The sequence below is a fragment of the Autumnicola patrickiae genome (assembly GCF_031846525.1).
Taxonomy (GTDB): Bacteria; Bacteroidota; Bacteroidia; order Flavobacteriales; family Flavobacteriaceae; genus Autumnicola; species Autumnicola patrickiae.
In genome coordinates this window covers 188,420-207,235 of sequence record NZ_JAVRHM010000003.1, presented here as the reverse complement: position 1 = coordinate 207,235, position 18,816 = coordinate 188,420, and the positions used below count along the sequence as shown (strand labels likewise).

Annotated in this window: 19 protein-coding genes; 5 read left to right on the top strand and 14 right to left on the bottom strand. The window is 39.1% G+C overall.

From position 1 onward, the window contains the following. Positions 1 to 135: 135 nt before the first annotated feature. Entirely contained in the window at positions 136 to 591 is a 456-nt protein-coding gene (locus RM549_RS04550; RefSeq protein ID WP_311682175.1) for a DUF4442 domain-containing protein, read from the bottom strand. A 143-nt stretch (positions 592 to 734) separates the two neighbouring features. Between RM549_RS04550 and RM549_RS04545 the strand changes: the two genes are divergently transcribed. Genes RM549_RS04545 through RM549_RS04530 form a run of 4 tightly spaced genes read left to right on the top strand, consistent with a single transcriptional unit; the run spans position 735 to position 3,475 of the window. Continuing rightward, positions 735 to 1,253, top strand: a complete 519-nt coding sequence (locus RM549_RS04545; protein ID WP_311682173.1) for a DUF4870 domain-containing protein — start codon at positions 735 to 737, stop codon at positions 1,251 to 1,253. Next, on the top strand, positions 1,250 to 1,594 hold the full coding sequence (locus tag RM549_RS04540; RefSeq protein ID WP_311682172.1) for a PadR family transcriptional regulator: 345 nt from the start codon (positions 1,250 to 1,252) through the stop codon (positions 1,592 to 1,594). Before RM549_RS04545 ends, RM549_RS04540 begins: the two co-directional genes overlap by 4 nt. Continuing rightward, entirely contained in the window at positions 1,587 to 3,332 is a 1,746-nt protein-coding gene (locus RM549_RS04535; RefSeq protein ID WP_311682171.1) for a PspC domain-containing protein, read from the top strand. Before RM549_RS04540 ends, RM549_RS04535 begins: the two co-directional genes overlap by 8 nt. Further along, complete coding sequence (locus RM549_RS04530) at positions 3,329 to 3,475, top strand: hypothetical protein (protein WP_311682170.1); 147 nt, start codon at positions 3,329 to 3,331, stop codon at positions 3,473 to 3,475. The genes RM549_RS04535 and RM549_RS04530 overlap by 4 nt, the downstream gene beginning before the upstream one ends. Before the next feature lie 65 nt (positions 3,476 to 3,540). Here RM549_RS04530 and trxB read toward each other — a convergent pair whose 3' ends face one another. After that, complete coding sequence (gene trxB / locus RM549_RS04525; protein WP_311682167.1) at positions 3,541 to 4,515, bottom strand: thioredoxin-disulfide reductase; 975 nt, start codon at positions 4,513 to 4,515, stop codon at positions 3,541 to 3,543. 172 nt (positions 4,516 to 4,687) lie between these two features. On the opposite strand from trxB, the gene RM549_RS04520 reads away from it, so the two are divergent. Then, positions 4,688 to 5,311, top strand: a complete 624-nt coding sequence (locus RM549_RS04520) for a trimeric intracellular cation channel family protein (protein WP_311682157.1) — start codon at positions 4,688 to 4,690, stop codon at positions 5,309 to 5,311. Between the two features lie 148 nt (positions 5,312 to 5,459). Here RM549_RS04520 and RM549_RS04515 read toward each other — a convergent pair whose 3' ends face one another. The 12 genes from RM549_RS04515 to RM549_RS04460 form a co-directional block, all read right to left on the bottom strand. Next, positions 5,460 to 6,356: an NAD(P)-dependent oxidoreductase gene (locus RM549_RS04515; RefSeq protein ID WP_311682138.1), complete on the bottom strand. Its 897-nt coding sequence runs from the start codon at positions 6,354 to 6,356 to the stop codon at positions 5,460 to 5,462. Between the two features lie 196 nt (positions 6,357 to 6,552). Then, positions 6,553 to 8,094 (bottom strand): acyl-CoA carboxylase subunit beta, encoded by a 1,542-nt coding sequence (locus tag RM549_RS04510; RefSeq protein ID WP_311682131.1) that lies wholly within the window; start codon positions 8,092 to 8,094, stop codon positions 6,553 to 6,555. Positions 8,095 to 8,143: 49 nt separating this feature from the next. Further along, positions 8,144 to 9,583, bottom strand: coding sequence for an acetyl-CoA carboxylase biotin carboxylase subunit (accC, locus tag RM549_RS04505; protein ID WP_311682125.1), 1,440 nt, complete (start codon positions 9,581 to 9,583; stop codon positions 8,144 to 8,146). 55 nt (positions 9,584 to 9,638) lie between these two features. Beyond that, a complete protein-coding gene (locus RM549_RS04500; RefSeq protein WP_311682119.1) occupies positions 9,639 to 10,124 on the bottom strand; it encodes an acyl-CoA carboxylase biotin carboxyl carrier protein subunit in 486 nt (161 codons plus the stop codon). 161 nt (positions 10,125 to 10,285) lie between these two features. Then, a complete protein-coding gene (locus RM549_RS04495) occupies positions 10,286 to 11,215 on the bottom strand; it encodes a sterol desaturase family protein (protein ID WP_311682112.1) in 930 nt (309 codons plus the stop codon). Positions 11,216 to 11,298: 83 nt separating this feature from the next. Next, positions 11,299 to 11,730 carry a hypothetical protein gene (locus RM549_RS04490; protein ID WP_311682104.1) on the bottom strand — a complete coding sequence of 144 codons (432 nt, stop codon included), beginning with the start codon at positions 11,728 to 11,730 and terminating at the stop codon, positions 11,299 to 11,301. Between the two features lie 69 nt (positions 11,731 to 11,799). Further along, entirely contained in the window at positions 11,800 to 12,858 is a 1,059-nt protein-coding gene (locus RM549_RS04485) for an MBL fold metallo-hydrolase (protein WP_311682103.1), read from the bottom strand. A 16-nt stretch (positions 12,859 to 12,874) separates the two neighbouring features. Next, positions 12,875 to 13,915, bottom strand: a complete 1,041-nt coding sequence (locus RM549_RS04480) for a cytochrome d ubiquinol oxidase subunit II (RefSeq protein ID WP_311682101.1) — start codon at positions 13,913 to 13,915, stop codon at positions 12,875 to 12,877. Between the two features lie 3 nt (positions 13,916 to 13,918). Beyond that, positions 13,919 to 15,220, bottom strand: coding sequence for a cytochrome ubiquinol oxidase subunit I (locus tag RM549_RS04475; RefSeq protein WP_311682099.1), 1,302 nt, complete (start codon positions 15,218 to 15,220; stop codon positions 13,919 to 13,921). Between the two features lie 275 nt (positions 15,221 to 15,495). Continuing rightward, entirely contained in the window at positions 15,496 to 15,840 is a 345-nt protein-coding gene (locus RM549_RS04470; RefSeq protein ID WP_311682096.1) for a rhodanese-like domain-containing protein, read from the bottom strand. A 206-nt stretch (positions 15,841 to 16,046) separates the two neighbouring features. Next, complete coding sequence (locus RM549_RS04465) at positions 16,047 to 17,462, bottom strand: TolC family protein (protein ID WP_311682091.1); 1,416 nt, start codon at positions 17,460 to 17,462, stop codon at positions 16,047 to 16,049. Beyond that, positions 17,449 to 18,804: an HlyD family secretion protein gene (locus RM549_RS04460; protein ID WP_311682086.1), complete on the bottom strand. Its 1,356-nt coding sequence runs from the start codon at positions 18,802 to 18,804 to the stop codon at positions 17,449 to 17,451. Before RM549_RS04460 ends, RM549_RS04465 begins: the two co-directional genes overlap by 14 nt. Between the last annotated feature and the right edge of the window lie 12 nt (positions 18,805 to 18,816).

The following is an 18,816-nucleotide window of genomic DNA, read 5'->3' as shown; positions in this document are numbered from 1 at the left end:
ATTCTGATTCCGAATTTTTCACAGCTTCATCTTTGAATTATTTGATTTTAATTTCCACCTCTTCAAATCAGCACATTTTCACATTTCCAAATGTCTACTTCTTCGAATTAACTCATCTTCAAATTCTCAAATCATTTACTTCTTCACCCGCACCGTCCATTCAAAATCAAAACTGGAGACTTCACCCCCCTCTTCATTACGTCCCACGCTTTTCATCCAGAACGTTTCACCTTCTCCTGTATCCAAAGTTTTTTTTATTGCTTGTGTAATTTTGTCGCCATCCTCACTAGTAAATGTAATTGTTCCGGTTGCTTTTTTTGAAAATGTAGATTTATTCTGCGCAACCAGCATAGAGATTTTTTTATTCTCCTGCTGAATCTTAGACATAACCAAAGCTCCTGTACTCAATTCCGCAGCCATCGCCTGTACCGCAAAATACATGGATTTAAAGGGATTCTGATTAATCCATCTGTGCTTCACCCCCACTTCGCAGCTCCTGCTGTTTATCTGCTTAACCCTTACTCCGCAAAGCCATGCGCTGGGTAACTTCAGCATTAAAAAGGAATTAAGTTTTGCAGGAGTCATTTTCATAATTATTGATTTTGCACTTAAATGTATCCAAAATAAACGGTTCAGGTATAAACGTTAATTCTTAAATTTACGTTAAATTTAGGTACTATGTTTTGCAAATTACTATCCTTTGTACATATATTTGTATAAGAAATTAATAGGTAATGAACTCATCAATCGACAATCGGGATAAAAATCTCGCAACACTCATCCATCTGTCAGTGTTTACAAAATTCCTTTTTCCACTGGGTAATTTTCTTTTTCCGCTCCTATTCTGGATCTTCAGAAAAGATGATGAATTTGTAGATCATCACGGGAAAAATGCGCTCAACTTTCAGATAAGTATTTTTCTGTATAGCATTTTGATTGCTCTATTAGGATTAGCAGGGATTGTTTTTACTGCAATTAACCTTGATCTCCAAATTTCCCTGCACACCTTTCCTGAATTTGCCATAGACGATCTGCAAGAGGCTCTGTCTGTTATTATTCTGGTAGGGGTTTTTGGCACACTCCTTCTTGCACTTTTTATCCTGGAAATATTTGCCGTGATAAGTGCCAGCCTTAAAGCAAATGAGGGAGAAAGCTACAATTATCCATTATGCATCAATTTTATACCTATTAATTACACTAATCATCAATCAAAAAATGGACAGTTTAACAACAAAGAAAATCACTCATTATGAAGATTGAAAATACCAAAGCACAAATGCGAAAAGGTGTGCTGGAGTACTGCATACTCTCTGTCCTTAGGGATGAAGATGCCTATGTGGCAGAAATTCTGGAGACTTTGAAAGATGCAAAATTATTGGTAGTTGAAGGTACTATTTACCCTTTACTCACCAGACTTAAAAACGCCGGACTACTATCCTACAGATGGGAAGAATCAAGCAGCGGACCGCCACGTAAATACTACGGACTTACAAACACAGGAAAATTGTTCCTTAAGGAACTAACCACCACCTGGGACGAACTGCAAACCGCTGTGACTATTGTAACCACTCAAAAAAATAAAGATCATGAATAAAACAGTCAATATAAATCTTGCCGGTATTTTCTTTCATATAGATGAAGATGCTTACGCCAAATTACAGCATTATCTGGATGCTATCAAACGTTCCTTCGCCCACACACAGGGCAGTGAGGAAATAATAGCAGACATTGAGGCACGTATTGCTGAATTGTTCAATGAAAAGATTAAGGACAAGAGACAGGTAATCAGCATCAAAGAAGTGGAAGAGGTGATCATAATCATGGGTCAGCCTGAAGATTATATGGTAGATGAAGAAATCTTTGAAGATGAACCTGTTTACGAAACCACTGGTAAAACCACCGGAAGAAAGCTTTTCCGGGATCCTTTAGATAGTTACCTGGGCGGTGTTTCTTCGGGACTTGGTCATTATATGGAAATTGATGCTGTTTGGGTTAGACTACTCTGGGTGCTTCTAACATTCCTTACCAGCGGTGCGTTTATTTTAATATATATAGCATTCTGGATTTTTGTTCCTGAAGCTAAAACGACAGCAGACAGGCTTGCCATGAAAGGTGAAGAAGTGACAATTAGCAATATCGAAAAAAAAATCCGGGAGGGTTTTGACAATGTAGCTGGTAAAGTAAAAGAGGTAGATTATGAGAAATACGGAAAAAGAGCAAGATCGGGAGCCAGTTCTGCAGGATCTGCTTTGGGAAATGCCATCATGATGGTGCTGACCATCTTCGTGAAATTCATCGGAATCTTACTATTACTACTTTCGGGATCAATTTTGATCGGATTATTTATTGCGCTGTTTACAGTAGGTGTCTTCGGAATTATTGAAACTCCATGGACAGATTACGTAGAAATGGCCGTAAGCGGCGGGCCGCTCTGGTTAATGTCTTTACTTAGCTTTTTCCTGGTAGGAATCCCGTTTCTTTTCCTGTTTATTCTCGGGTTAAAAATCCTTGTCAATAATCTTAAATCGATTGGAACGACTGCCAAATTAGTATTATTGGGAGTGTGGATCCTTTCTTTAATCGGATTAATTATTATCGGAATTCAACAGGCTACAAACACTGCTTTTGATGGAGAAACCGTGATCACACAGCCGCTAAAAATTTCTTCTCAGGATACATTATTCCTGAAAATGCAAAATCATAATAGTTTTTCCACAAGTTTTTATCGCGGGGATAAATTTAAAATCAGACATGATGAAAGCAATAATAAAATGATGTTTTCAGACCGGGTTTGGGTAACAATAAAATCCACCCGGGATTCCCTTGCCAGCATGGAAATTGTAAAAGCTGCGGAAGGAAGTGATTTTGAAGATGCCAACGAAAGAGCACGGAATATAGATTATGATGCAAATCTCCTGGACAACGAACTACAACTCGACAGTCACTTTACTTCAGATTTGAAATATAAATACAGAGATCAGGAAGTCAGGATCACACTGTATCTTCCACAAGGCACCACACTTTATGTAGAAAGAAACGTAGGTCCTTTTATTAGCAGGTACAACAGTGATAACATTTACAGGCGTGGTGACCAGGAGCGCTATCTGGAAGTAACTGAAAACGGAACAATTTGCAACGACTGTCCACTTGAAATGGATATTGAAGATGAAGAAGGTACTTATATAGAAGATGAATGGGAAAGCGAAGATGAGTGGGACGAAGAAGGAGATTATAATTCCAGCAGAAATGATAGTGGTACTACTGAAGAACTTGAAAATTTCCAGAATCCAGATACAACCGCGGTAGAAACCGACACAACCAATCAATCATGAGCACATTAATCAGTTTATTGATCAGCATAGTCATGTCCTTCATAATGGAAGTTCCCACAGAGGAAATACCGGAAAATAATACTGAAGAAAAATGTAAGATTCAGCTTCAGCAAAAAATTCCGGAAGAATGTACTGAAGAATAAATCTGAAAAAGAAAATCCCGTCAATATCAACTGACGGGATTTTTTAATATCGAAAATTGCCATTTTCAGGCAGTAACTTCCTCTTCTTCCCTGCTCTCTACTTCTGCAAGGTAACGTTCTGCATCCAACGCAGCCATACAACCCGTTCCGGCTGCAGTTACTGCCTGGCGATATTCTTTGTCCTGTACATCTCCTGAAGCAAAAACACCCGGGAGGTTTGTTTTTGTAGATTTTCCCTTAGTAATCAAATAGCCAGTCTCATCCATATCTAAATGACCTTTAAAAACTTCGGTATTTGGTTTGTGCCCTATGGCTACAAAAAATCCGGTGATCTTAATTTCTTCCTTCTCTCCTGTCTGGTTATTCACCATTCTTAAACCTTCAACTACCTGGTCACCAAGGATTTCATCAACTTCAGTATTATATCTCAAATCGATGTTTTTTGTACTGGTTACCCTGTGCTGCATGGCTTTTGATGCCTTCATTTCATCCTTTCTAACCAGCATGGTTACTTTATTACAAATATTGGAAAGATACGTAGCCTCTTCTGCAGCGGTATCTCCACCACCAACGATTGCTACATCCTGATTTTTATAAAAGAAACCGTCACAAACCGCACATGCCGAAACTCCGCCTCCTCTTAACTTCTGCTCACTCGGTAAGCCGAGGTACTTTGCAGTAGCTCCGGTAGAAATAATTACTGTTTCTGCCTCTACCCAATTTGCATTGTCTACACGCGCACGATGAATTCCGCCAACTTCTTTGCTGAATTCAACTTCTGTTACCATTCCTATTCTAACCTGAGTACCAAAACGTTCGGCTTGTTTTTGAAGGTCCATCATCATTTGTGGACCGTCTATACCATCTGGATAACCGGGAAAATTATCCACTTCAGTAGTAGTAGTTAATTGTCCGCCCGGTTCCATTCCTGTGTACATAACCGGTTTAAGATCGGCACGGGCTGCATAGATTGCTGCAGTATATCCAGCCGGCCCGGAGCCTATTATAAGACATTTTATTCTTTCAACTTTATCGCTCATAATATTTCTAATTTGAGTTGCAAAAATACTAACTTTTAGGAACTTCCCGGCTCTATAGCCATGAAGATTTGCTATTGGAACATAGCTTCTACAAATACAGATCATTGGAGGCTTCAGCAAAAATCTTTTGTGACTTCTTCAGAATTAAAAGTTTAATATACCTTTGTTCGTTATGGAACTGAGTCTATTCAACATTCTGGACATCCTGGGAACTATGGCTTTTGCCATTTCCGGAGCACTTGCCGCGATGGACCGGAAATTGGATCTTTTTGGGATTTTTATTATTGCATTTGTTACAGCAATTGGCGGTGGTACGATAAGGGATGCTTTAATGGGGAACACTCCCGTTGCCTGGATGGAGAATGCAGCTTATATTTACTTGATTGGTGCCGTAACAATTTTTGCAATTATCTTCCGTAAAAAAATAAATTACCTTAAAACCTCCCTTTTCCTTTTTGATACAATTGGGCTGGGAGTTTTTACCATCACCGGGGTAGAAACCGGGGTTGCCAATAATCTGGATCCTATCGTTTCTATTGCCATAGGAGCAATGACAGGTACTTTTGGCGGAGTCGTAAGGGATATTCTTTGTAATGAAATCCCCGTGATTTTCAGAAAAGAAATCTATGCCACAGCCAGTATTGTAGGGGGTCTTGCTTTTGTTGTGCTTCACAGGCTGAATGTAAATATTGATGTGATTTACGTAGTAACGTCACTCACCGTCATCATTATCCGTTTGATCGTTGTAAAGTATAAGATTTCGTTACCCTCTTATCACCTGCGAGGGAATAATTAGAAAATTTTCTCAAAAAATAGATCAACCTCTCTTACATATTTCAAAACTTATCATTTTTATCTGCTTTAGCTTTTTGTTTAAAACTACTCTTGAAAAATGCCAATTATCGATATTAAAAAATAAATAATCTCCAAACAACGTAAATACTTCAACTAATAAAGTCTTTAAAATTATCCAGCACCTTTTGGGACAGCCGTTCTTCAGTTTTTGTGGACCAGCCGGCACTTTTGTCTACCGTAATCAAATTTGTGTTTTTCAGGATTCGGCCATCTAGCTTACTTTTTGCATCTCCGTCGAAAATGGCAAAATTTGAAGGCTCACTTATCCATTTCTGAAAAGCCTCTTCGTCAATAGGTAATCCCAGCGATGTATTGATAAGGATTTTACCCGAACCTAACTGCTGAAACTCCTTCTTCTTTAATATCTCAATATTTTTTGGCAGATGAATACTTATCATTTCTGAAGTTTTCAGTAATTCCTCCAGCTCCAGGAACTTTACACCTTTCTCTTCCCAATTCTTTTTCCTGGTCCTGCTGAAATAGTAGAGGTCCATCCCAAAAGGGAGCAGACATTTTGCAAGCAGCTGTCCGGTAGTTCCAAGTCCGATAATTCCCAGTTTTCTATCGGTGAGTTCCATTGGCATTTCCCGCCACTGATTTTCACCATATCCGTGCAGTAATCTTACCAATTCTGAAACAATAAACTCCACCACTCCGGGATCACCATAATCCCTGATGCCTTTTACGCCAATTCCCCGTTCCCTGGCAAAATTTACCGCAACATTAGCCGAAGCATCGTCGTACAAACTGCAGCACATCCCGATGTACTTAAGATTCGGACATTTTTTAATAATTTCCTCGTCAATTGGGGTTCTCCAGGATACGAAAATCGCCTCTGTGTCCCCTATCCGCTCCAAAATCTCAGCTTTAGAACCGGGATCGTCTTTATAAACACTTATTTTCTCTTTACTATATTGCTGTAGTTCTTCCAAAGCCCAATCTTCGATCTTTGTACTATCTACACAAACAATTTTTTTGAATTTCATATTTTATTTTTCTCTTTTTCAACTGAAAAAGTCATGTCTCAAAATGCCAATTATCGACCTGGAAACTTGTTTTAAATATTGAATTCTAAATTTTGAAATGTTGTTCTCTTCTCGAATTCATTTTTCAAATTTTCAAATCTCTCCTCTTTCTCCTCTCCTCTTTTCCTCTTTAACTCCTTATCTTTTTAGCTTAAAACTACAATGGAATATTCCCATGCTTCCGGTCTATCCTTAATACCTGCTTATTTTCGAGCATACTGAAAGCCTTCAGCAGCTTTTTTCTGGTATCTCTGGGCATGATCACCTCATCTATAAATCCGCGTTGCGCCGCTTTAAACGGATTGGCAAACTTTTCGGCATATTCGGCTTCCTTTTCAGAAAGTTTCAATTCAGGATCTTCCGCTTCCTGAATTTCTTTTCTGAAAATAATTTCACTCGCACCTTTGGCTCCCATTACGGCAATTTCCGCAGTAGGCCACGCAAAGTTAAGATCGGCACCAATATGCTTACTGTTCATCACGTCATAAGCTCCGCCGTAAGCTTTACGCGTAATCACAGTTACCCGAGGCACCGTTGCTTCGCTCAAAGCATACAATAGTTTGGCTCCATGCAGGATAATTCCATTCCATTCCTGGTCTGTTCCCGGAAGAAAGCCCGGTACATCGACCAGCACGAGTAACGGAATATTAAAACAGTCGCAGAAACGTACAAAACGGGCCGCTTTTTTAGAGCTGTCCACATCCAGGACTCCGGCAAGGCTCATGGGCTGGTTCGCCACGATACCAATGCTTCTGCCGCCAAGCCGCGCAAAACCTACAATTATATTATCGGCATAATCTTTATGAATCTCAAAAAACGAATCTTGATCTATAATTCCTTTTATCACCTCGTGCATATCATAAGGTTTATTGGAACTATCCGGCACCAAAGTATCTAAATTTTCTCTAATCTCGTCACCCAACTCGTAAGGCAGCTTTTCAGGGGTTTCTTTGTTATTCTGCGGAAGGTAGCTCATCAGCGTTTTTATATCTTCCAGGCAGGTAATATCGTTGTGCGAGGTAATATGTGTAACGCCCGACTTTCTAGAATGTGTACTTGCACCGCCCAGTTCTTCGGAAGTTACCTCTTCATTAGTCACCGTTTTTACCACATTAGGGCCGGTAACAAACATATAGCTGGTATCCTGCACCATAAGTGTGAAATCTGTCATTGCCGGGGAATAAACGGCTCCCCCTGCGCAAGGTCCCATAATTGCTGAAATTTGGGGAATTACGCCAGACGCCTGCACATTCCGGTAAAAAATATCGGCATAGCCGCCCAGGGATTTCACCCCTTCCTGAATCCTGGCACCACCAGAATCATTAAGTCCTATAATAGGCGCTCCCACTTTCATGGCGTGATCCATCACTTTGCAGATTTTCTCGGCATGGGTTTCAGATAAAGCACCGCCAAAAACTGTAAAATCCTGAGCAAAAACATATACCAGCCGGCCATTTATAGTACCATATCCGGTCACAACTCCATCACCGTAATATTGTTGTTTCTCCATTCCAAAATCGGTGGTACGGTGGGTTACCAGAATCCCCAGCTCTTCAAAAGAACCTTCGTCCAGCAGGTAATCTACTCTTTCCCGGGCAGTTAACTTCTTCTTTTCATGTTGTTTGGCAATCCGTTTTTCACCGCCACCCAAATGAGCTTCTTTAATCTTCTCGTTTAACTTTTCTATATTCTGACTCATCTCTTAGAATTCTGATTTTGAATTTTGAATGCTGAAATATTCAAAACTTTTACTTTGGTAAACGGACTAATTTCTGATCCTTTAAATATTGTTTAAGCGCAATTAATCCGGCAAGTTTCGCTTCTTCTTCAATTTTAGCTTCCATTTTTTCTGCGGAATAGTATTTTTTTACAAAATGTGTATCAAAATTTCCACTTCTGAAGGATTCATGTTCAAAGACAAATTTCCCGAAGGGCAGCGTTGTCATTACTCCTTTAACTTCATATTGATCTATCGCCTTTATCATAAGCTGAATAGCCTCTTCCCTGCTCTTCCCGTAAGTAATGAGTTTAGCGAGCATTGGATCGTAATAGATGGGAACTTCCATTCCTTCCTCAAAACCATCATCCAAACGGATTCCTTCACCTGCCGGACCGCGATATCTTTCCAGAGTTCCCACGCTGGGCATAAAGTCTTCCATGGGATCTTCAGCATAGACGCGCAGTTCCACCGCATGGCCATTGATTTTTAGATCATCTTGCGAAAACTGCAGTTCTTGACCTCTCGCTATTTTTATTTGTTGCTCCACAAGATCGATTCCGGTAATTAATTCGGTTACCGGGTGCTCTACCTGCAGACGCGTATTCATTTCAAGGAAATAAAAATTCTTGTTCTCATCCATCAGGAACTCCACAGTTCCAGCTCCAACATAATCACAAGCCTTGGCCACTTTTACGGCAGCTTCTCCCATTTCCTTCCGAAGTTTTTCATCGAGAATTACCGAAGGTGCTTCTTCCACAACCTTCTGGTGGCGCCGCTGAATGCTGCATTCCCGTTCAAAAAGATGAAGAGAATTACCATGCGTATCACATAAAACCTGAATTTCTATATGCCGTGGAGAACCAACATATTTTTCAATAAAAACCGATCCGTCCCCAAAAGCAGATTCCGCTTCGCTAATCGCGCGTTGCATCTGGTCGCCTAGATCCTTTTCTTTTTCGACAATTCGCATTCCTTTTCCGCCGCCTCCGGCAGAAGCTTTAATCAGGATTGGAAAACCAATTTCTCCGGCAATTTTTTTAGCTTTCTCCACATCGGTTATAGCCTCATCTATTCCGGGAACCATTGGAATGTCGTATTTCTTCACCGCATCTTTGGCGGCAAGTTTACTTCCCATAATTTTAATCGCTTTGGAGCCGGGGCCAATCCAGGTGATACCGTTTTTTTCCACATTTTCGGCAAAACCTGCGTTTTCACTTAAAAATCCGTAGCCGGGATGGATGCCGTCTACTCCAAGATCTTTTGCAACTTCTATAATTTTATCCCCACGCAAATATGATTCGCTGGAAGGCGCTTCTCCAATGCAAACCGCTTCATCTGCAAACTTTACATGCGGCGCATTCCTGTCTGCCTTAGAGAAAACAGCCACGGTTTTAATTCCCATTTTCTGAGCGGTTTTCATCACCCGCAATGCAATTTCCCCGCGATTAGCTACTAATATTTTTTTCATCTGTAATTATCTTTTTTAAGATAAGCTTTTTTTGATCGCTTGACTCTTTACTAATTTACTCCAGCTCGATCAATAACTGATTTTTATCTACCGTTTGCCCTTTTTCTACATGTACAGATTTTATAATTCCGTCGCCGGGAGCGGTAAGAGTATTTTCCATTTTCATAGCTTCCAGCACAAGCAGGTAATCTCCTTCTTTTACCTTATCACCCTCCTTTACCACTACATCCAGGATCAGTCCCGGCATTGGTGCTTTTATATCGTTTACAGCCTGCGCAGAACCTAAAGAAAGCCCCATTTCCTCGATAAGCAAATCCAGTTCATTAGAAATATCAACCTCATAAATGTTGGAATTGATCCTGACCGAATATTTTTTTTGGTTAAAATCATAATTTAGAATTTCAGCTTTAAAAGAATGATGTTCCTTTAAAACATGGAATTTTGAAGTGGTAAGTTTTTGTTGATCTAAAGCGGTAATTTCATCATTGGTAAACTTATAATTGTAATTATCGTTTACCCTAACCTTATATTTTTTTTCCATATTTCTTACTTAAAAGAGGCTTTTAAAGCCGGTTTCGTAAATATAGAAAAAGTTTGAAGTAATAATTAAAGACTTTGCATAGCTTTTAGAAAACAAGTTATAGCTTCAGGTGGTTAAAAGAAAGAATGCAAAAATAAAACACAAATGAAACTTCTAAGACTTCAGATTGTTTTCTGCTCTTTTCGGAATGTTTTTGAAAGCTTTACAGCTGTATTATTCTTTTTCCTTCGGAATGGAAACGCCAGTTGGTTTTTAAAATCTTCAGGGAAATCTTCATCCCCTGCAAAACCAAGACTAATTTTTTGCCCGTTCTTTGGAATATAAGCTGTTCCGAAGAGATAATCCCAGATACTAAGTGAGAGTCCGTAATTCATTCCGTGCGGGTGATTTTCAGGTAATTCTCTTGAATGATGCCAGATATGCATTTGCGGATTATTAAAAATATATCCAAAAATGCCGTAGTTCCAGTTGAGATTTGCATGGTTTAAATGACCTATAAAAACCGCGAACATATGTACTACAAAAAATTCCTGAATCCCAAACCCAATCATCGCCAACGGAATGTACTGTACCGTCTTATAAATAATGGTTTCCATAAAATGGAAACGGAATTGCGCGGCGAATCCCATCTCCTTTACACTGTGATGGACCTTATGAAATTCCCAAAGCCATGGCTGTCGGTGAAGTTGTCGGTGCACATTCCACTGAATAAAGTCAGCCACAACAAACATAATAAGCAACTGCACCCAAAAAGGAAGATTCTGAACCTGAAATGTAATAATATTCTCAATATGAAACAGCCGGAGAAAATCATTAAATAGTTCTACAGCAACATTAGATAGGGCATTGTAACCAATGAGTGAAAAAAGGAAGAAATTAAAAAAAATATAAAATGTATCCAGCCAAAATCCTTTTCTAAAAACCTTCTGATTCCCGCGCCAGGGAACTATAACTTCCAGCACCCATACCAGCAAAGAAAGACCAAGAAGCCAGTACAAATAATTTGTCCATGATGGATTGGTAATTTCCAAAACCAGGTAATTAAAGTAACCCGTAAAAGAATCGCCAATTATTTTTAGATACTTCTCCACACCATCATGTTTCTACAGCAAAAATATTCTTTTTGAAGCTTGATTAAAGTAACATTTGTTACAATTAAGGTTTAGAGGACAAATTAATTATACTCAATAAGCCGTAGATAATGGTTTCTGCCAAAGGTGATAAAGTAAAGTAAATAACCAAGAAAAAAGAACATGAGAAAAGCGAGAATAATAGAGCTTATATCATATACCACCTCCAGATAAAAGTAGAGTATGCCGTTAAGAAGTGCTACAGGCAGAAACCAGCTAGAAAAAATAAAACCTTTAACTTCTACGAGTTTCTCTTCCCCTTCCATAACTTCAAAAATAACTGGTTTGCTTCCGCACCAACCAAGTTTTGCCTTTAATGTGTGTTTACCGGGAGAAATTTTGAATTCTTTAACCTCCCGATCTTCAATATAACCCAGGATTTCGCCGTCTAAAACAAGTTTAAAGGAGCGAAATTTGTTCGCCCACTCTGAGTTTCTTTTGATCTTAAGAGAAGATTTTATTAACTGTGGGTCCATTTAAGCCATAAAAATAGAGGTCGAAAATTGGCAAATATCAGCATTCATCAAAATTCGGGATCTGTACAATTATAAATTTTTCTCAAACTTCCACCAGGTTTCCTGAAGAAAATCTTCTCCCAGTCGAAAAGGTTCTCCAATTTTTGGTGCTACATAATGCTGCCCTGCTTTTTCTGCGGAAGCCACAAACCTTTGAATAGGCTCGTTCCAGGGATGTAATGATAAAGTGAATTTTCCCCAATGCACCGGAATTACCACTTTGGCTTTCAAATCTTTTGCAGCGGTGACTGTCTGCTCCGGAAACATATGAATCTCCGGCCAGTTTTCGTTATACTGCCCACATTCCAGAAAAGCGAGGTCAAAAGGACCAAACCTTCTTCCAATTTCCTTAAACTGCTGACTGTAACCAGAATCTCCTCCTATATAAATTTTATATTCTTTAAATGCCAGAATAAAAGATGACCAGAGCGTCTTAAAACGTGTAGTTCCCCTGCCGGAAAAATGCCGGGAAGGAGCGGCTGTAATTTTCAGGTTCTCATTAATGCGCTTATCTTCCCACCAATCCAATTCTGTAATATCAGCTTTCTTCCATCCCCAATATTCCAGGTGCGATGCCACTCCCAAAGAGGTGATTATCTTTTTTACATTCCCTTTCAGTTTAATAATTGTAGGATAATCCAGATGATCGTAATGATCGTGCGTGAGGATAAGCAAATCTATTTCAGGGAAATCTTCGACTTCATAATGATCTGCTCCCGAAAAAGATTTTCCGAAGAATTTCACAGGAGAAGCATTTCCGCTGAAAACCGGATCTACAAGGATCCTGAAACCGCTGTAATTTATATAATAAGAGGAATGGCCAAACCAGACAATCGCAGGTTTTTCTGAAGAAAGTTCTTTTAAATCGCTCTTTACATTTGGAATTTCTGCGGAAGGTTTAACCGACTTTGGCCGTGTCATAAAATCTTTAAGAACAGTGATGGTTGAAACATCCTCCGGACTTACAGCTGTTGGCTGCACATTCTGAAATTTTCCTTCAGAATAATTGGAAGATTTCTTTATACGTTCCAGCCGTTCCCCTTCAGGTTTTTTTCCAAATGATTTTTTAAAGTCGTTAATTCCTGCCACGTTATTGATCTAATTTCTAACCCTTTAGTTCCTCTGCATCTTTTTCATATACTTTTATCATATTGAAGGATTTCATAAGATGAAAAAGTCCTGGTAAGATAACAAATCCGCCGATAATAAGTGAAATTCCGAGGCTGCTAATCGTAGATTCCGGAGCAATTCCTTCAAGAATGCTCAACTCCTCTTCAGTAGTAATAATAATATATGGAAAATGTGCATAAAGTGCGGCAAATAAAATGAGGATCACCTGGAAACCTGCCAAGTATCGACTGGCAATTCTGTTCTGTTTCCTGATGGAATTCCAAAGCGGAATAAGCAGAATTCCCGACAAACCAACGGCAATTAAAGAAACCGGATTGGTAACAAAATCCCCGATAAATTTAATATTCGAAATATAGCCGTAAGCGATAAGTACAAATCCTATAGAAACAAGGGCAATGGTAAAATATCGCGATTTTCGGCTATACATTTTTCTAATTTTCCCCTCACTTTCTCCAATTAATAAAGTTGAAGCAAGAAAAGCACATAGCGCTGCATAAAATAGGCCCACGAGCAGAGAAAAAATATTGAACCATGGATCCATAAAAATATCCTGAAAAGTATAGGCAGCATAATCTTCGGTTCTAATGATTTTCCCACCAATTAAAGCCGAAAATGACATACCAAGGAAAACGGGTGTAATAAAACTTGAGATACGGAACATGGCATTATAGAAATATTGCGAACGATCCTCTATGGCATCGTAATGCCTGAAAATAAATGCTACCCCGCGCATCGTAATCCCCAAAAGTACCAGCGTAAGCGGAATGTGCAAATAAATGATAATCACATTAAAATACACAGGAAAGGCGATCCAAAGAATAACGATTAGGATAATTAGCCAAATATGATTGGCTTCCCAAACCGGCCCCATTACTTTATAGATCGTGTCCCGGTTAATTTTCTTGTTTTCCCGGGAAGAAAAAAGTTCTACGATCCCCGCACCAAAATCGGCGCCACCCAGAAGCACATAAAGGAAGAAAGAGAAGAGTGTAAAAAACAGGACGACGTATAACATAGTTTATTCGGTATCTTCATTTAATACTTTAATTTGCCTTTTCATAAGCCAGGTAACCGTAAAGGCAAGGGTAATGTAAACCAGCAAATACAAAAAGAAGCTAAATTTCATTCCCGGCATTGGAGTTACGGCATCTTCAGTACGCATTATACCGTGGATGATCCACGGTTGCCGTCCAACTTCTGTAACTATCCAACCGGCTTCCAAAGCAATAAATCCCAATGGTGCGAGTAACATAAAAAACCACCAGTATTTGCGGCTTTCCATCCAGGATTTCTTCTTAAGGCTAATAAAATAAATGAGTCCGGCAAGCATAAGCAGTGTACCGATCCCTACCATGGTCTGGAAAGCGTAATGCACGATAGCAACCGGTGGAAGTTCGTCTTCAGGAAAATCATTTAAACCACGAACTTCTGCATCAAAATCCCCGAAAGCCAGAAAAGAGAGCGCATTGGGAATTTCTATTTTATTAGTTACTTCTTTATTTTCTTCATCTACAATCCCACCAATATAAAGCGGAACACCTTTTCCGGTTTCGTAATGAGCCTCCATGGCAGCAAGTTTAACCGGCTGCCTTTCTGCAACATCCTTTGCTGAAAGATCCCCGCTTAACGGCTGCAAAAGTGCTGCGACCGCACCAAAGGAAATTGCTATTTTAAAAGCCTGTTTATGAAGTTCGGGACTATTGCCGCGCAAAATCTGAAACGCATGGAGTCCGGCTACTGCAAAACTTGTTGCCACGAAAGCCGCCAGTGTCATATGCAATGCCTGGGTGAACCACGCAGGATTGAGGAAAGCCTGTACAGGATCTATATTGAGGAATTCACCATTAATATAATCAAAACCCGAAGGGGCATTCATCCAGCCATTTGCAGAAACTACAAGAATTCCAGATGCCACCCCGGAAATGCCAATTATTATACCTGTAAACCAGTGAAACTTTTCGGGAAGTTTATTCCAGCCGTAGAGATAAAAACCAAGGGCAATTGCTTCCACAAAAAAAGCCGCTCCCTCCAAAGAAAACGGCATTCCTATAATGGGTCCTGCATGTTTCATAAATTCTGGCCAAAGCATCCCGAGCTCGAAAGATAAAGCCGTACCAGAGACTGCCCCGGTCACAAAGAATATTGCTACGCCTTTTAACCATGCCTTTGTGAGCTTAAGGTAAAGCGGATTTCTTGTTTTTAACCATTTGCGATGAGCTATTACCATAAAAAAAGGCATTACCATCCCAATACAGGCAAAAATAATATGAAAGCCCAGGGTAAAGGCCATTTGCAGCCTTGCGTATTCTAAATTTTCCATAAAAAAATACTAAAACACGCATCTAACTATATGATTATCAATTTATTAAATAATCACCGTTAAATGCTTTTGTTCGCAATAAATTTAATCAAAAATTAACGGGGATAGAGCAAATTTCAGAAGGAAAAAATGAAATTGGTTCGTACAGAATGTTGGAAAATCCAGCTGGAAAATTCTGCAAATTTCGGGATAAGTTGATAATGCATAAAATTGAAATAAAAAACCACTAACTCCAAAAATATTGAAACTAGTGGCTGAAAATCCTTCAGGATTATTTATTTCTGCCAGGCCAAGAACCCGCCCTTCAGTTCGTAGATCTGAGAGAAGCCCTGCTTTACCATTTTTTTTGCTGCACGTGCACTTCTTGCACCGTTTCGGCAATAAATAAAAACAGGTTTATCTTTATTAATATCTTTCACCCTGGTTAAAAATCTGGAATCATAAAAATTGATGTTCCTGGCATTCTCGATATGATCTTCAACAAATTCTTTTGGGGTGCGAACATCAATTAACAAACCTCGGGTTTCTAAAAGGTGTTTTTTAAACTGAGACTTTTTAAGGATTTCGATTTTTGTATTGGTTCGGGATCCGAAACCAAACAAAGATTTTAGGATGTACATTATAGGTCCTCCTCTATTTTAAAATTATTAATTATATTTTTTCAGAATGATATATAGGTTTGTTTTAAACAGAAGCTTTAAAAGGCTCTGTTAACTTTCTATCATTCTAAACCTATGAGAAATAGATATCAAAAAATATACCTAAATAGAAGTACGATAAGGTGATGAAAGAAAAAGAGAAATCCCTTCCAACTATAAAAATATCGCTAATCGAGCTCTGGAACTATTCCCAGACTCTGGAAAAGTCGTGCTTTTGCATATAAAAATTTCGTAAGCACCTCATTTTGTTTTAATTGAGCTTCAATAAGTTTAATTTCCCTGCTATTTATTAGAAAAATAGAACTTTCACCAAAGCTCATTCGTCGTTCCTCGGCAGCAAGCATTATAACATAATTTTCAACCATTTCCTCTACAACAACATTTTGAATTCTATAAGACTCCAATTCCTGAAACACAGCTCTTATTTTGTTTTCAATTTGTCGCTCATTTAACTGAAGATCAAAAGAGGCATCCTGCAACTTTAATTCGGCCAGTCGTAAATCGCCACGCTCCTTCCGAAGGAATAAAGGAACACTTAGACTTATTCCTGCTTTATAATTTGCTGTATTCAGAGTTTGAAACTCCGGCTCTGGAGTTATAAAATTATACTCTAAATTTATAGCGGGCAATAATTTATTAGCTTTTAAGCGACGTTCAATTTCCAGGGCCTGTAATTTAAATTCCAAAGAACGCAATTTAGGATGATCTTCAATGTTTATCTCATCTGGCATAAACTGCGGGAGCTCAAGTGTTTCATCCAGCTCCTGTTGCAGACTTATATCCGGAATAATATTAGGTTGTAGCTCTACCGGTACATTATTCGCAAGCCATAGATAATTAGATAGGTTAAGTCTTTCCTTCATTAGTCTTACCCTTGCCTGTTCCAGCTCCAAAGTACGGCTTTGGACAGGAATTTTCGCTTCCACCGTATCTATAGCGGCTACTTCTCCCAAAAGGGCATTTTGTTTTACACCCAAAAATCTTTCCGCTGCATTTTCCAAAAACTCTTCATATATAATCACCTCATTATAAACATTTAGCCAATCGAAATATGCAGTTGCTGCATCATAAAGCACCTCATTTAAAAATAATTCCCGCTCGGCTATGGTTTGCTGCCGGAAAACTCGTGCACTTCGTAAAGTGGCCATACGATCGTTAATCCACATTCCCTGTCCCACATCTACAGAAACACCAGCACTAAAAAGTCCGTCCTCTGGCACTGTTTTTTGCGGATTTAAATAATATCCCTCATTTTGTTCAAAACCGGCTTTTACCTCTACTCCATACCAGGTGGGGATTTTAAATGTGGAATTTAAGATGTCGTAATACTCTGTTCCCTTAAACTTCTTCCTGTCATAATCCACTTCAATTTTTGGATCAAAACCGCCCCGAGCCCTTAGCATCTCAGCTTCTCCCATAGAAATCTGAAGCTCTGCCTGTCCTGCTACAGGATGATACTGTTTTACATAGGCCATATATTCTTCAAAAGTCAAGACCTCCGGAAGTTGTTCCTGTGCTTTAAGGAGAAAACAAGAAAAAAGACAAAATAAAAGCAAATATCCTCTCATGTTACTTCTTTTCATTTTTTGCTGCAGAAGAACCTTCAGGCTGGTAGTAATTTGGAGGGAAACCATTTAGATTTCTCCATATTTCGTACCAGATAGGCACTTCCTCTAATAAGGCAAGAGTTGTTGCTCCAGATCCTACTCTAATTGCATCGGGCCATGGATGATCATCAGGATCTGGTGCAAGAAGCACCCTATATTTTCCGTTATCACTAATAAAATTCTCCACGGCAACTACCCTTGCACCGTAAGTACCGTAGGACAGGTTTTCCCAACCACTAAAAACAATAGATGGCCAGCCGTCAAATTGCACCCTTACCTCTTCTCCTATATGAATTAAAGGAATATCAAGTGGTTCTATATAAGTTTCTACAGCCAGCATAAAATCTGAAGGCATAATTCCCACCAGTCGCTCTCCTTCTTTAAATGTCTCTCCTATCCCGGCCCTCAAGGCTTTAGTTATATATCCGCTTTGGGGTGCTAAAACATAATTCATCTGGCCTCTAATTAAATAATTGGAATAGTCACTTTCCAATTTGCTAACCTGAGCTTCGGCATCCAATTGATTGGATCTTGCTGTATTAAGATCACTTTCAGCTTTAGCAATTTTATTTGCGTATTCTGCTTCAACACGGTTAATTTCCAGCTGCGCATTAATAACTTCATTCTCACTCGCCAGTAATTTATTCTGCTGGGAAATTAATTTAGCCTGAGTTTCCTGCAGTTTTAATCTTTTCTCCTCCACATCGGGCAATGCTTTAAGACCTTCCTCCTGCAATTGTACAGTACGTTCGTATTGGGTTTGAGCAATATTCAGGTTTGTCCTGGCTGCTTCAAGATCTATACTGTCGCTCTCCACTTTAAAATTAGCCTGTCGTAGTTTGTTATTCGCCTGTTGTAATTTTAATGCCAATTCGTTCCGTAAAGCAGCAATCTGAGCGGTAAGAGCTATAATTTTACCTCCATAAGAATTTACAGACCCTGTTTTTGCTTCGATCTGATCTCCGGTTCTTTCCACCAGCATAGGATCAAAATATTCACTCTTAACTTCTGAAATATGAAGAATGGTGTCTCCTCTATTAACAAATTCGCCTTCTTCCACAAACCATTTTTCAATCCTGCCAGGAATGGCAGATTGTATGGTTTGGGGCCTGTGCTCGGGACTTAAGGTCGTAACATATCCCGTACCGGAGACATTCTGCGTCCAGGGCAGGAACATAACTAAAACTATAAAAATTGCAAACCCCAGAAGAAACTTGTTTAATAGGCCATATTGTGTTTTGTGAAAAGCATATTTCACAGATTTATATTCTGAAAGGTCTACCTTCCTGTTCAGTTTCTCTTTTGATATATTAAGCATCTTTTGCTAAAA

What these genes read in the sequence shown, in the direction of transcription:
- RM549_RS04550 (WP_311682175.1), bottom strand. Translation starts at nt 591, where the DNA reads ATGAAAATGACTCCTGCAAAACTTAATTCCTTTTTAATGCTGAAGTTA.
- RM549_RS04545 (WP_311682173.1), top strand. Translation starts at nt 735, where the DNA reads ATGAACTCATCAATCGACAATCGGGATAAAAATCTCGCAACACTCATC.
- RM549_RS04540 (WP_311682172.1), top strand. Translation starts at nt 1,250, where the DNA reads ATGAAGATTGAAAATACCAAAGCACAAATGCGAAAAGGTGTGCTGGAG.
- RM549_RS04535 (WP_311682171.1), top strand. Translation starts at nt 1,587, where the DNA reads ATGAATAAAACAGTCAATATAAATCTTGCCGGTATTTTCTTTCATATA.
- RM549_RS04530 (WP_311682170.1), top strand. Translation starts at nt 3,329, where the DNA reads ATGAGCACATTAATCAGTTTATTGATCAGCATAGTCATGTCCTTCATA.
- trxB (WP_311682167.1), bottom strand. Translation starts at nt 4,515, where the DNA reads ATGAGCGATAAAGTTGAAAGAATAAAATGTCTTATAATAGGCTCCGGG.
- RM549_RS04520 (WP_311682157.1), top strand. Translation starts at nt 4,688, where the DNA reads ATGGAACTGAGTCTATTCAACATTCTGGACATCCTGGGAACTATGGCT.
- RM549_RS04515 (WP_311682138.1), bottom strand. Translation starts at nt 6,356, where the DNA reads ATGAAATTCAAAAAAATTGTTTGTGTAGATAGTACAAAGATCGAAGAT.
- RM549_RS04510 (WP_311682131.1), bottom strand. Translation starts at nt 8,094, where the DNA reads ATGAGTCAGAATATAGAAAAGTTAAACGAGAAGATTAAAGAAGCTCAT.
- accC (WP_311682125.1), bottom strand. Translation starts at nt 9,583, where the DNA reads ATGAAAAAAATATTAGTAGCTAATCGCGGGGAAATTGCATTGCGGGTG.
- RM549_RS04500 (WP_311682119.1), bottom strand. Translation starts at nt 10,124, where the DNA reads ATGGAAAAAAAATATAAGGTTAGGGTAAACGATAATTACAATTATAAG.
- RM549_RS04490 (WP_311682104.1), bottom strand. Translation starts at nt 11,730, where the DNA reads ATGGACCCACAGTTAATAAAATCTTCTCTTAAGATCAAAAGAAACTCA.
- RM549_RS04480 (WP_311682101.1), bottom strand. Translation starts at nt 13,915, where the DNA reads ATGTTATACGTCGTCCTGTTTTTTACACTCTTCTCTTTCTTCCTTTAT.
- RM549_RS04475 (WP_311682099.1), bottom strand. Translation starts at nt 15,220, where the DNA reads ATGGAAAATTTAGAATACGCAAGGCTGCAAATGGCCTTTACCCTGGGC.
- RM549_RS04470 (WP_311682096.1), bottom strand. Translation starts at nt 15,840, where the DNA reads ATGTACATCCTAAAATCTTTGTTTGGTTTCGGATCCCGAACCAATACA.
- RM549_RS04465 (WP_311682091.1), bottom strand. Translation starts at nt 17,462, where the DNA reads ATGAAAAGAAGTAACATGAGAGGATATTTGCTTTTATTTTGTCTTTTT.
- RM549_RS04460 (WP_311682086.1), bottom strand. Translation starts at nt 18,804, where the DNA reads ATGCTTAATATATCAAAAGAGAAACTGAACAGGAAGGTAGACCTTTCA.